Origin of the sequence: Citrobacter sp. Cb080 (assembly GCF_030334745.1) — a bacterium.
Classification (GTDB): Bacteria; Pseudomonadota; Gammaproteobacteria; order Enterobacterales; family Enterobacteriaceae; genus Citrobacter; species Citrobacter braakii.
The window spans coordinates 1-12,549 of the sequence record NZ_JAOWDG010000082.1 but is presented as its reverse complement, the minus strand read 5'-3'; the positions used below and the strand labels follow the sequence as shown (position 1 = coordinate 12,549).

Here is a 12,549-nt window from a genome sequence, read left to right as displayed (position 1 = left end):
GGATGTTCATATGAATATGGAAGAAATAGTGGCCCTTAGTGTAAAGCATAACGTGTCGGATCTACACCTGTGCAATGCATGGCCGGCGCGCTGGCGCATACGTGGAAAAGTCGAAATAGCACCATTTACTCCCCCTGACGTGGAGAATCTGCTGATGTGCTGGCTCAGTGAGCAACAACAGGTACAGTGGCGGGAACAGGGGCAGATTGATTTTGCCCTTACGCTGGCGGACTCCCGGCGTCTACGCGCCAGCGCATTTGCTCATCAGCAGGGCACCTCGCTGGCGCTAAGATTGCTACCGCTTGAATGTCCTCGTTTAGACGATCTTCAGACTCCGGAGGCCATACCTGAACTGCTGCACGGTGAAAATGGATTAGTTCTGGTCACTGGAGCCACCGGCAGCGGTAAATCAACCACCCTGGCGGCGATGGTGGAGTACCTTAATCAACATATTGCGGGGCATATTCTGACGCTGGAAGATCCGATTGAATATCGCTACACCAGCCAGCGTTGTCTTATTCAACAGCGGGAGGTGGGCGTACACTGCGCTTCTTTTGCTGCCGGTTTGCGCGGCGCGTTACGCGAAGATCCCGACGTCATTTTGCTGGGCGAGCTGCGCGACGTGGAAACTATTCGTTTGGCCTTAACGGCAGCGGAGACCGGGCATCTGGTGTTGGCAACCTTACATACGCGAGGGGCGGCGCAGGCCATCGCGCGGCTGGTGGACACCTTTCCCGCACAGGAGAAAGATCCGGTGCGTAACCAGCTGGCAGACAGCCTGCGGGCGGTACTTTCGCAAAAGCTGGAGGAAGATAAGCAGGGAGGACGCGTGGCGCTATTCGAACTGCTCGTCAACACTCCCGCCGTGGGCAATTTGATCCGCGAAGGGAAAACGCATCAGCTACCCGGTGTGATTCAAACCGGGCAGCAGACAGGTATGCAGACGTTTGCACAAAGTCAGCAGCAGCGCCAGGCGCAGGGGCGACTTTAGTAGCCCTGCTCGAAATAGCTTTCAAGGATAATAACGGCAGAAGCGGAATCTACTTTGCCTTTATTCAACGCCCGGTATCCGCCTTGCTCAAACAGGCCTGAGCGGGCTTCGACGGTGCTCAAACGTTCATCGTGCAGCGTTACGGTTACGCCAAAGCGACCGTGAATGCGGTTAGCGAATTTGCGCGCGCGCGCAGTAAGGGGTTGTTCGGTGCCATCCATGTTGAGCGGCAGGCCGACAATGATTTCGTCCGGCTGCCACTCTTTTAGCAGACGTTCAATCAAACTCCAGTCTGGCGTACCGTCCTGTGCTTTGATGGCGGGCAAAGGTCTCGCCGTACCGGTAATGCGTTGACCAACCGCGACGCCGATACTTTTCGTACCAAAATCAAAAGAGAGTAATGTTCCGCTCATCAGGCGTGTCCCGCCACGCCAGGCATGGTCTGAATATCAATCCCGATAAGCTTCGCCGCATCGCGCCAGCGGTCGGCAATCGGCGTTTTAAATAAGATGTTCAGGTCTGCGGGAGCAGTGAGCCAGGCGTTATCCAGTAGCTCTTGTTCCAGTTGACCTTTTTCCCATGATGAATAGCCCAGCGCAACCAGCACTTCGGATGGCTGCTCCTGTGTACCCAGGGTTTCAAGTACATCGCGGGAGGTGGTGATGATAGTGTTATCTGAAATGCGAATACTGGAGGCAAAGCGTGACGGCGGGGTGTGTAGAATAAATCCACGGTCTTCCGCCAGCGGGCCGCCGAGCATCACCGGTTTGTCCAGACGAATGGCAGGATCGCGTGCTTCTGGAGTAATCTTCAGCTTTTCCAGAATCCCTTCAATTTGTAAGTTTTCCAGAGGCTTATTGACGATAATCCCCATTGCTCCGTTCTCATTGTGTTCACAGATATACACCACGGAACGGCGGAAAATCGGATCCTGGAGAGCAGGCATGGCAATTAGAAAGTGATGCTGTAAATTCATTGTCAGAGGTTCTGTTTCCTGGTTCAAAAAAGCAACAGAGCCCAGTATGTGGGCAAAGCGCGAAGATGTCACCCTCTGAAGATAGCTTTGCCGGATGGCGGCTTTGCCTTATCCGGCCTACGGGGTGCGAATGTAGGCCGGATAAGACGCGAAGGCATCGCCATCCGGCAACTTATTTATTTCTGCAAACGTGCCTCGATGGCGTCCATCAGCATACCGGTAATCGAAACTGGGAACTCCGCTTCAATTTCACGAATACAGGTTGGGCTGGTGACGTTAATTTCCGTCAGACGGTCGCCAATGATATCCAGACCGACAAAAATCAAACCTTTTGCTTTCAGCGTTGGCCCAATGCGACGTGCAATTTCCCAGTCGCTGTCGGTTAATGGACGCGGCTCGCCACGACCGCCGGCTGCCAGGTTGCCACGGGTTTCGCCGCCTTGTGGAATACGCGCCAGGCAGTACGGAACGGGTTCGCCATCGACCACCAGCACGCGTTTATCACCGTCTTTAATTGCCGGCAGATAGTTCTGCGCCATGCAATAACGGGTACCGTGCTCGGTCAGTGTTTCGGCAATAACGCCAAGGTTCGGATCGCCTTCCTTGACGCGGAAAATAGATGCGCCGCCCATGCCGTCCAGCGGTTTGAGAATGATGTCGCTGTGTTTTTGCCAGAAGGCTTTCAGCTGCGCTTTGTTACGCGTGACGAGCGTTTCCGGTGTCAGGTCGGCAAACCATGCGGTGAACAGCTTCTCGTTACAATCGCGCAGGCTCTGCGGTTTGTTAACGATTAGCGTCCCTTTCTCCTCTGCACGTTCCAGAATATAGGTTGCGTAGATGAACTCGGTATCAAACGGCGGATCCTTACGCATCAGAATGACGTCCAGATCTGCCAGCGGGAGATCTTGCTCGCTATTGAACTCATACCATTTGTCGTAGTTCTGCTCTACGCTCAGGGTACGCGTACGGGCGCGGGCTTCACCGTTGATCAGATAGAGATCGGCCATTTCCATATAATGAATTTCGTAACCGCGACGTTGCGCTTCCAGCAGCATAGCGAAGCTGGAATCTTTCTTGATATTGATGCTTGCGATGGGATCCATCACGATGCCGAGCTTGATCATTGTTCTTCTCCGTTAGCCCAGATCGCCAAAACGCACCTGTAGCGCGGTGATGGCGGTGAGCGCAGTTGTCTCAGTACGCAGAACGCGAGGCCCTAACAGAATATCAGTAAATTGATATCGTGCGGTCATGGCAATTTCATCTGCCGACAGCCCACCTTCGGGGCCAATCAGCAAGCGGATGCGTTCCACCGGGAGCGGCAGCGTATTGATGCTGGCGCTGGCGCGGGGATGCAGGTTCAGTTTCAGACCTTCATCCTGTTCGGCGCACCACGCTTCCAGATCCATCGCCGGGCGAATTTCAGGCACCCGATTACGACCGCACTGTTCGCAGGCGGCAATGGCGATTTTCTGCCACTGCTGGAGCTTCTTGTTCAGGCGTTCGCTGTCCAGTTTAACGCCGCAGCGCTCAGAAAAAAGTGGCGTAATGAGGCTTACACCCAGTTCAATCGATTTTTGGATAGTAAATTCCATTTTTTCACCCCGCGACATCACCTGGCCCAGGTGGATGTGCAGCGGCGATTCTCGATCGTCGAGTTCAGCGTTAAGCACCTTCACGTCCACGCTTTTCTTACTGGCGTGGGTGATTTCGGCGTCGAATACCTGATTGCTGCCATCAAACAGCTGTAGCGCCTGGCCTGGCCCCATACGCAGTACGCGGCCGATATGGTTGGCTGCATCTTCACACAGTGAAATTTGGCTGCCGGAAGTGAGTGGCTCAGGGTGATAAATGCGAGGAATGCGCATAGTTAAACATCCGCGTCATGGCCCTGGGCTGCAAAAGGCCAGGGCATGGTTAAAAAATATTGCTGCTAGTGTAGGTTAGCTCTTTTGCGCCTGGCAAGCGCGTTGCACATAGGGGTTATGGTTCCCCTGTACCTTCGCAATGCGTTCGTCGCGCTCACACTCCCAATCGGTGACCGGATACTGCTTATTCCAGGCATTAAAAAGCTGAGTTTGCTGGCGGGAGAGCGTCAGGTTGTATTGGTCGTGCATGTAAAAATAGGTACGCGCGATGGCGCCACGGGCGCGGGCTGGTGGCTCGGCAACTTTCTCTTTGAAGTCAACCTTCATGGTGCATTGTCCATATTGGCCTTCGCCACCGTTCCACTGGCTGTACATAAAGTTTGCGCGATCGCCATTGACCTCACCCACCGCGGGCTGCAGGTTATGCATATCGCTTTCCATTTTGCGATAGACCGGATCTTTAGCGCAGTTTTTACGCCCTCCGTCCTGCCAGCACTGGCGCTGATGACCAAATTGCCACGCGGGGACAACGTGTTCCCATTCAATTCGACTGGCGCGGTTTTCATTTTTTCGCACTTTATAGCCGCAGGATTCGAGGTCAACGACCCCTTTTTTTCCTTGCCAGTTAATTTTACATCCGCAATAGAAATCGCCTGGCGCATCGGCGTTAATTTTAACGCCTGCTGCTTTTGCCTGAGAAAAACTGTTGATGCCTTCGGCTAAAACCGAGCCTGAAAACGCAGCGGCTAACAGGGCCGCAGCAAAAGAAAGATTACGGTACATCACGAACTCCGTGTCAAAACGAGCCCGCAACGTAGCGAAAGTCATTCCTGTATGCAATCAGTTAGATCAGAAAAGTTCCTGATAATTCTGAAGATTATTCTGCAACCAGCGGTTCACCGCAGTGAACGCAGCGGTAGGTGGCTTCGCCGCGTACAACGCGGTTATGGCGGCGGACGGTCAGTTGGTGCTCCTGACACTTACAGCGGCATGTAAAGGTCTTACGCTGCACGGATTGCAGCTCAAACTGATGCGTGCGCCGGGCCGGTACGCCCAGCACGCTCTCCATCATCCATTTCCACTCTTTCCCGTGCGGCGGTACGCGGCCAAAGTGTTTCCACACCAGTAGATGCGCCAGTTCATGGGGCACCACTTCGTTAACGAACGCGTCAACATTCTCCATCAGCAAAACTGGATTAAGACGAATTTCGTAGGTTTGTAGCCACGCGGTACCCGCGGCGGTTCCGCGCTGTTGGTAAACCAGCTTTGGTTCCGGGTATTGGCGTTCGAGCTTGAGATTGGCCTGTGCGAGTTTTTCCCGCAGGCTGCGCATAACGGCTTGCTGGATGGCGATCGGGAGACGGGAGGTTTTCATAACGCCAGAGGATAGTGCGACAGGGAAGGGACTGCAAGAGGAAGGCTCCCTCCCACGGGGGAGGAAGCCTAACGAGATTAGTTGTGTGCGCCAATTTCGCGCAGTTTACGACCTTTCATCAGGTTACGTTCAATGTGTTCCAGAGAGACGTTTTTAGTTTCAGGGATCAGCCACAGGGTCAGGAAGATGAACAGTACGTTCAGGCCACCGTAGACCCAGAAGGTGTTGGCGCTGCCCAGCAAGTTCAGCATCGTCAGGAAGGTTGCGCCGACAATCATGTTGGCAATCCAGTTAGTTGCGGTAGAGCAGGTGATGCCGAAATCGCGGCCTTTCAGCGGCTGGATTTCAGAGCACAGTACCCAAATCAGCGGACCGGCGCTCATCGCAAAGCCAACGATAAACATTAGCAGCATCAGCACTGCGAAGTATTGTGCGGCTGGCGAGTGAATACCCACGTGCATCATGGTACCCAGCACGCCCATACCGACGGCCATGACGATAAAGCCGAGGATCAGCGTAGGTTTACGGCCCCAGCGGTCAACCAGGCCAATGGCGATAAAGGTTGCCAGCACGTTGGTCAGACCGACAATAACGGTCCCCCACATCTGTTCGGTGGTGTTGGTGTAACCCGCCAGCTCAAAGATTTTTGGCGCGTAATACATAATGACGTTCATCCCGGTGAACTGCTGCATCACCTGTAATAGAACGCCAAGGAAAACTGCGCGGCGGAAGTTGCTGTTTTCTTTAAACAGCGCCCAGCCGCTCTGCTTCACTTGCAGGCTTTCACGAATTTCATCCAGCTCGCGTTTGGCTTCAGCGCTGGTGTCACGCAGACGCAACAGAACGCGTTCGGCATCGACAAAACGACGTTTAGCCGCAAACCAACGCGGGCTGTCCGGCAGGAAGATGACGCCAACCAGCAGTAACAGGGCAGGGATGATGATCACGCCCAGCATCCAGCGCCATGCGCCGCTGTAGCTAAATGCCGTATCGGAAAGATACGCACCTAAAATACCGATGGTGATCATTAACTGATACATAGAAATCATGCTGCCGCGAATTTTTTCCGGGGCGATTTCGGACAAGTACAACGGTGCGGTATAAGACGCAACGCCGACTGCCAGGCCGAGCAGCACGCGGGAAACCAGCAGCACTTCAACGTTTGGCGCTGCGGCGGAGAACAGCGAACCGGCAACAAACAGGATTGCGCCGATCATCAGGCTTTTTTTACGCCCCAGCTTAAAGGAGAGCCAACCGCTGCCGACGGCGCCCACTGCCGCACCAAGCATCATGGAACTCACCACCCATTCCTGAGTGTGTGGGGTAATTTGGAACTCGTCGGTGATGAATGGTAAAGCACCGGCAATAACACCGATATCCAGGCCAAAAAGTAATCCAGCCAGGGCTGCCAGGAAGCAGACAAAAAATGTCATGGCTTTGTTGGAATGCCCCGTTTTTTTATTGTCAGGCATGATGCCCTCCGTTGGGTAGCTAGTTTTGTTGATGTTAAGGGTAGGTGAGTACGGGGTAAAAAAATGCGAATCACATCACATTAGTGTAATCGGTTACACTGGCATTCATGTGGATTATTGTTTAATGAGTTGAAAGTTAACATTATTTATTATTATAGAATAAAGTTGATTGGCTGATTTTAAGACAATGCTGAAATATGATGTAACAGTGATGCAATGCTGGTAACGAAGAGATGTGAATTCAAGGTAGATAGAAATACTGTGCTATGTAATCGCTTTCATTTGTTATTGAAGCAAATGAAATTAGCGTGGTTATAGCGATGGGGGATGGGAGAGCAAATGACATAAAAAAGACCAGCATGAGGCTGGTCTTCATAAGCATTGAGCCGTCGGGGAATTACTTCAGACCGGCAGCTTCACGCAGCAGGGCGGCTTTGTCGGTTTTTTCCCATGGGAAATGTTCGCGACCAAAGTGACCGTAAGCGGCGGTTTCTTTGTAAATCGGGTGCAGCAGATCCAGCATCTGAATCAGGCCATACGGGCGCAGGTCGAAGAACTCACGCACCAGCAGGGTCAGCTGTTCTGAAGGCACTTTTTCAGTACCGAACGTTTCCACCATGATAGAGGTCGGTTCAGCCACGCCGATTGCGTAGGAAACCTGAATCTCACAACGGTCAGCCAGGCCAGCGGCAACGATGTTTTTCGCTACGTAGCGGGCTGCATAAGCTGCGGAACGGTCAACTTTAGACGGATCCTTACCAGAGAATGCGCCGCCGCCGTGACGGGCCATGCCGCCGTAGGTATCAACGATGATTTTACGACCCGTCAGACCGCAGTCACCCATTGGACCGCCGATAACGAAACGACCGGTTGGGTTGATGAAGAACTTGGTTGAAGCTGTCAGCCATTCAGTCGGCAGTACCGGCTTGATGATCTCTTCCATAACGGCTTCTTGCAGCGATTTCTGATCGATATCTTCAGAGTGCTGAGTCGACAGAACAACCGCATCAATACCGACGATTTTACCGTCGTCATACTGGAAGGTTACCTGGCTTTTTGCATCCGGGCGCAGCCAGGATAAGGTGCCGTTTTTACGCACTTCAGCCTGACGCTGCACCAGACGGTGAGCATAGGTAATCGGGGCTGGCATCAGAACGTCGGTTTCGTTGGTTGCATAACCAAACATCAGACCCTGGTCGCCTGCGCCCTGTTCCAGCGGATCCGCACGGTCAACACCCTGGTTGATGTCCGGAGACTGTTTACCAATCGCGCTCAGTACCGCACAAGAGTTGGCATCAAAGCCCATGTCGGAATGCACATAGCCAATTTCGCGAACCGTGTTACGGGTGATCTCTTCGATATCAACCCATGCGCTGGTGGTGATCTCACCGCCAACTAAAACCATGCCGGTTTTGACGTAGGTTTCGCAGGCAACGCGTGCTTTCGGATCCTGCTCCAGGATTGCATCCAGCACGGCATCAGAGATTTGGTCAGCGATTTTGTCAGGATGCCCTTCTGATACGGACTCGGACGTAAAAAGGTGTTTTGCCATATTTAATTTCACCTAAGGAGAATGTAGTTAGCTCAAACTGTCGAGTGGAATAGCCATGTGTAGAAGATTCTACCATGAGTCTGCAGATGACGGACACTGGCAGTCTGAGTGTTAATCGGTATAGATGGATTAACATCTGGACGGCTATTTTAAGTCGGTTCTGCGCCTGATTTCCAGCTTTTTTTGATTGAGCTCGCATTGTATTGAAAATGTAACTGGAAATTTTTCCTGACGGTGCTGGCAATGCGCGTATTTATCTTTTGCTTTTTCGTACTGTTGTCGGTATAAAACGCGGCGCGCGGCTCATATCCGTCATACTTCAAGTTGCATGTGCGTTGGCAATACTCGGCCCAGTCACTTACTCCTGTAAGCGCCCGGGGATTCACTGCGTTGCCGCCTTCCCGCAACTCGATTTATTGAGGATAGACAAAAAAGCACACGACGTTTTCATCGTGTTGCCACTTCCAGCCGGGTTAAAACTTTAGCTTTGGCTTGTGGGTTCGTTCCGTCAGGAGCAACCGTGGAGGTGATACGAGATAATGAACCGTTGTATTCTGCTGAATCTGTCGCACCGTTCTGGTGTACATATGTCCCCCGCAATCTGCATCTTGCATACCTGCCGATGTTATACCCATCTCGGCGCTTCTCAGGACTCCAGGGCCGGCAACGGTCACTAAGAACTGAACAAGGGCGCTCTTGGTAAACAAGAGTTTTCTCGTGGTTTCGCCGAACCGTCAGCATTAAGTTCGGTTACGTGTTTACATTGATATGAAAAAGAAACCGGTCGCACAGTCGGAGCGTCAGCACTATCTGCTGGAAATTCTGCCTGTATTTGGGTTGTTATCGCGTCTTCGGATTGCGATAGTAGTCAACTGTTTTACACTTGTTAATAAAATTTGAGGTTCGCTATGTCTGACGACATTTCTTTGGGTTCGCCTTCGTCAGCAGGCGAACACGGTGTACTACGCTCCATGCAGGAGGTTGCAATGAGTTCCCAGGAAGCCAGCAAGATGCTGCGTACTTACAATATTGCCTGGTGGGGTAATAACTACTATGACGTCAATGAACTGGGCCACATCAGCGTGTGCCCGGATCCCGACGTACCAGAAGCGCGCGTTGACCTTGCTGAGTTGGTGAAAGCCCGTGAAGCGCAGGGCCAGCGTTTGCCTGCATTGTTCTGCTTCCCGCAGATCCTGCAACACCGTCTGCGTTCGATTAACGCCGCGTTTAAGCGCGCCCGTGAGTCTTACGGCTACAACGGTGACTATTTCCTCGTTTACCCGATCAAGGTCAACCAGCACCGTCGCGTGATTGAATCGCTGATCCACTCCGGCGAACCGCTGGGGCTGGAAGCCGGTTCTAAAGCTGAACTGATGGCCGTTCTGGCTCATGCTGGAATGACCCGCAGCGTGATCGTGTGTAACGGCTATAAAGACCGCGAATACATCCGCCTGGCGCTAATTGGCGAAAAGATGGGCCATAAGATCTATCTGGTCATCGAGAAGATGTCTGAAATCGCTATCGTGCTGGATGAAGCTGAACGACTGAATGTTGTTCCGCGTCTGGGCGTGCGTGCGCGTCTGGCGTCGCAGGGTTCCGGCAAATGGCAGTCCTCCGGCGGAGAGAAATCGAAATTTGGCCTGGCGGCAAACCAGGTGCTGCAACTGGTAGAAATGCTGCGCGAGCGCGGTCGTCTGGACAGTATTCAGTTGCTGCACTTCCACCTCGGCTCACAGATGGCGAACATTCGTGATATTGCCACCGGCGTACGTGAGTCGGCGCGTTTCTACGTTGAGCTGCACAAGCTTGGCGTAAATATCCAGTGCTTCGACGTGGGCGGTGGCCTGGGCGTGGACTACGAAGGTACCCGTTCGCAGTCTGACTGCTCCGTAAACTACGGCCTGAACGAATACGCGAACAACATCATCTGGGCCATTGGCGACGCCTGTGAAGAGCACGGTCTGCCGCACCCGACGGTAATTACCGAATCCGGTCGCGCTGTTACCGCGCATCATACCGTGCTGGTGTCTAATATTATCGGCGTTGAGCGTAGCGAGCATACCGAAGCAACGCCTCCGGCTGACGATGCGCCGCGTGCCCTGCAAAGCATGTGGGAAACCTGGCAAGAGATGCATGAGCCGGGAACCCGTCGTTCGCTGCGTGAATGGCTGCACGACAGCCAGATGGATCTGCACGATATTCACGTTGGGTACTCTTCAGGCACCTTTAGCCTGCAGGAACGCGCGTGGGCAGAACAGCTCTATCTGAACATGTGTCACGATGTGCAAAAACAACTCGACCCGAGCAACCGCGCGCACCGTCCGATTATCGACGAGTTGCAGGAGCGTATGGCGGATAAGATTTACGTCAACTTCTCGCTGTTCCAGTCGATGCCGGATGCGTGGGGGATCGATCAGCTGTTCCCGGTGATGCCGCTGGAAGGGCTGAACAAGGCTCCTGAGCGCCGTGCGGTGCTGCTGGATATCACCTGTGACTCTGATGGCGCTATCGACCACTATGTTGATGGTGACGGCATTGCGACCACCATGCCGATGCCGGAATACGACCCGGAGAACCCGCCGATGCTGGGCTTCTTTATGGTGGGTGCGTACCAGGAGATCCTTGGTAACATGCACAACCTGTTCGGTGATACCGAAGCGGTTGACGTGTTCGTCTTCCCTGACGGCAGCGTGGAAGTTGAGCTGTCTGACGAAGGGGATACCGTGGCGGATATGCTGCAATACGTGCAGTTGGATCCGAACACCCTGCTAACTCAGTTCCGTGACCAGGTGAAAAACACCGATCTGGATACCGAGTTGCAGCAGCAGTTCCTCGAAGAGTTTGAGGCAGGACTGTACGGATATACCTATCTCGAAGACGAGTAATTAAGATATATCTGCTTGAGAGCCGGCTTATTTATATAAACCGGCTCTTTTTTTATTAATGAAATCTGAAATATGGTGGCAACTCTTTCTTTTATGATCTTGACCCTCCATCTCCGAACAGCTTTTGTATCTTAAGTTAACGATGTCCGCTGCCGCCGGTATTCCCTCGGGGAGTGATATCCCAGCGCGCTGTGCGGGTGGTTTTCATTGTAATGCGTGAACGCTACTGCAAGGTTTCGCAGTGCTGTTCTCACATCCGGTTTTGGCATGAACGCGATATAGTCTTCTTTCATCGTTTTCACGAACCGTTCGGCCATGCCATTACTCTGCGGGCTGCTCACCGCTGTTGTGCAGGGCTCCAGATTCAGCTCTCTCGCGAACCTCCGCGTTTCATACGCGGTATACGCTGAACCGTTATCCGTCAGCCACTGCACCGCTGTGTCGGGCAACCTGTCGCCGAAGCGCTTTTCCACCGACCTCAGCATCACATCCTGCACGGTCGAACTGTCATAGCCTCCCGTGCTTGCTGCCCAGTCTATGGCCTCACGGTCGCAGCAGTCCAGCGCGAACGTTACCCGCAGTTTTTCGCCGTTGTCGCAGCCGAACTCGAAGCCATCTGAACACCAGCGCATATCGCTTTCTGCCACCGCTATCTTGCCCTTATGTTCACGCTTCGGTCGCTCTGGTTTGTGATGCAACAACAACAGGTTATGCTCACGCATTATCCTGTAAAGCCGTTTGGCATTCACAGGTAGCTGTCCCTCTGTGCGACGTTGCTTGCGCAGGATGCCCCACACGCGTCGATAACCATAACTCGGCATATCGCTGATAATGTTGAGGATAGCCGACAGTATTTCTGCGTCTGCTTCTTCATTACGCCGGTTACAGCGCCTGTCCTGCCAGTCGGCAGAACGGTTAATCCGCAGTGACAGTTGCGCACGCGACACGCCCATGGTCCGGCAGACCATGGCTATTCCCCGTCCTTTGGCAACAAGGGCGCGTGCGCTATCCATTTTCGCGACTGACCGTACTCCACGGCTTCTTTCAGGATCTCAACTTCCATCGTCTTCTTGCCCAGAAGGCGCTGAAGCTCCCGGACCTGCTTCAGAGCAGCAGTAAGCTCAGAAGCAGGAACGACTTCCTCTCCAGCCGCAACGGCGGTGAGGCTGCCTTCCTGATATTGCTTCTTCCACTTAAACAGCAGGCTGGGCTGGATACCATGCAGGCGGGCGACATGGGAGACATTCATACCCGGCTCCATCGTCTGCTGGATAATGGCGATCTTCTCCTGAGGAGTTTTACGTTTACGGACTTCTTGCCCTAACAGGATCCCGGTCATCTCAAAATTGGCGTTAGTGTTAGACATATATTCAAGCCTATCTCTTATCTGGAGATACAGCTACTGTCCGGTGTTTCAGGGGGCTACATCA

General features: G+C 53.2%; 13 protein-coding genes. 4 read left to right on the top strand and 9 right to left on the bottom strand.

Translation table 11 applies throughout. The features are described from left to right. Window positions 1-10: 10 nt before the first annotated feature. Window positions 11-991: a type IV pilus twitching motility protein PilT gene (locus tag OGV38_RS21040; RefSeq protein ID WP_016154397.1), complete on the top strand. Its 981-nt coding sequence runs from the start codon at window positions 11-13 to the stop codon at window positions 989-991. Here the strand turns inward: OGV38_RS21040 and ruvX are convergent. The 8 genes from ruvX to metK all read right to left on the bottom strand — a co-directional run bounded on the left by ruvX (window position 988) and on the right by metK (window position 8,234). Next, window positions 988-1,404, bottom strand: coding sequence for a Holliday junction resolvase RuvX (gene ruvX, locus OGV38_RS21035; protein ID WP_003825428.1), 417 nt, complete (start codon window positions 1,402-1,404; stop codon window positions 988-990). The two genes, OGV38_RS21040 and ruvX, sit on opposite strands and share 4 nt — an antisense overlap. Beyond that, window positions 1,404-1,967, bottom strand: coding sequence for a YqgE/AlgH family protein (locus OGV38_RS21030; protein ID WP_016154395.1), 564 nt, complete (start codon window positions 1,965-1,967; stop codon window positions 1,404-1,406). Before OGV38_RS21030 ends, ruvX begins: the two co-directional genes overlap by 1 nt. Window positions 1,968-2,143: 176 nt before the next feature. Continuing rightward, on the bottom strand, window positions 2,144-3,091 hold the full coding sequence (gene gshB, locus OGV38_RS21025; RefSeq protein WP_016154394.1) for a glutathione synthase: 948 nt from the start codon (window positions 3,089-3,091) through the stop codon (window positions 2,144-2,146). Between the two features lie 12 nt (window positions 3,092-3,103). After that, window positions 3,104-3,835 (bottom strand): 16S rRNA (uracil(1498)-N(3))-methyltransferase, encoded by a 732-nt coding sequence (rsmE, locus tag OGV38_RS21020; RefSeq protein WP_016154393.1) that lies wholly within the window; start codon window positions 3,833-3,835, stop codon window positions 3,104-3,106. A 75-nt stretch (window positions 3,836-3,910) separates the two neighbouring features. Next, window positions 3,911-4,618 (bottom strand): deoxyribonuclease I, encoded by a 708-nt coding sequence (endA, locus tag OGV38_RS21015; protein ID WP_269518093.1) that lies wholly within the window; start codon window positions 4,616-4,618, stop codon window positions 3,911-3,913. 94 nt (window positions 4,619-4,712) lie between these two features. Beyond that, window positions 4,713-5,210: a SprT family zinc-dependent metalloprotease gene (locus OGV38_RS21010; protein ID WP_286474810.1), complete on the bottom strand. Its 498-nt coding sequence runs from the start codon at window positions 5,208-5,210 to the stop codon at window positions 4,713-4,715. A gap of 77 nt (window positions 5,211-5,287) precedes the next feature. Beyond that, window positions 5,288-6,682 (bottom strand): galactose/proton symporter, encoded by a 1,395-nt coding sequence (galP, locus tag OGV38_RS21005; RefSeq protein WP_286474807.1) that lies wholly within the window; start codon window positions 6,680-6,682, stop codon window positions 5,288-5,290. A 397-nt stretch (window positions 6,683-7,079) separates the two neighbouring features. After that, the gene (gene metK, locus OGV38_RS21000; protein ID WP_003027071.1) at window positions 7,080-8,234 is read right to left on the bottom strand and encodes a methionine adenosyltransferase; all 1,155 of its coding nucleotides are present in this window, start codon (window positions 8,232-8,234) and stop codon (window positions 7,080-7,082) included. A 539-nt stretch (window positions 8,235-8,773) separates the two neighbouring features. On the opposite strand from metK, the gene yqgG reads away from it, so the two are divergent. The 3 genes from yqgG (at window position 8,774) to speA (ending at window position 11,119) form a co-directional block, all read left to right on the top strand. Further along, window positions 8,774-8,911 carry a small protein YqgG gene (gene yqgG, locus OGV38_RS20995; protein ID WP_269149342.1) on the top strand — a complete coding sequence of 46 codons (138 nt, stop codon included), beginning with the start codon at window positions 8,774-8,776 and terminating at the stop codon, window positions 8,909-8,911. 91 nt (window positions 8,912-9,002) lie between these two features. After that, window positions 9,003-9,134 (top strand): acid stress response protein YqgB, encoded by a 132-nt coding sequence (gene yqgB / locus OGV38_RS20990; RefSeq protein WP_049041971.1) that lies wholly within the window; start codon window positions 9,003-9,005, stop codon window positions 9,132-9,134. An 8-nt stretch (window positions 9,135-9,142) separates the two neighbouring features. Then, complete coding sequence (speA, locus tag OGV38_RS20985) at window positions 9,143-11,119, top strand: biosynthetic arginine decarboxylase (protein WP_016154389.1); 1,977 nt, start codon at window positions 9,143-9,145, stop codon at window positions 11,117-11,119. 131 nt (window positions 11,120-11,250) lie between these two features. On the opposite strand, the gene OGV38_RS20980 is transcribed toward speA, so the two are convergent. Next, window positions 11,251-12,458, bottom strand: a protein-coding gene (locus OGV38_RS20980; protein WP_117086587.1) for an IS3 family transposase whose coding sequence is annotated in 2 segments (ribosomal slippage) — window positions 11,251-12,137 and window positions 12,137-12,458 — 1,209 coding nt in all. Because the reading frame shifts where the segments join, the coding sequence is not laid out codon by codon here. Between the last annotated feature and the right edge of the window lie 91 nt (window positions 12,459-12,549).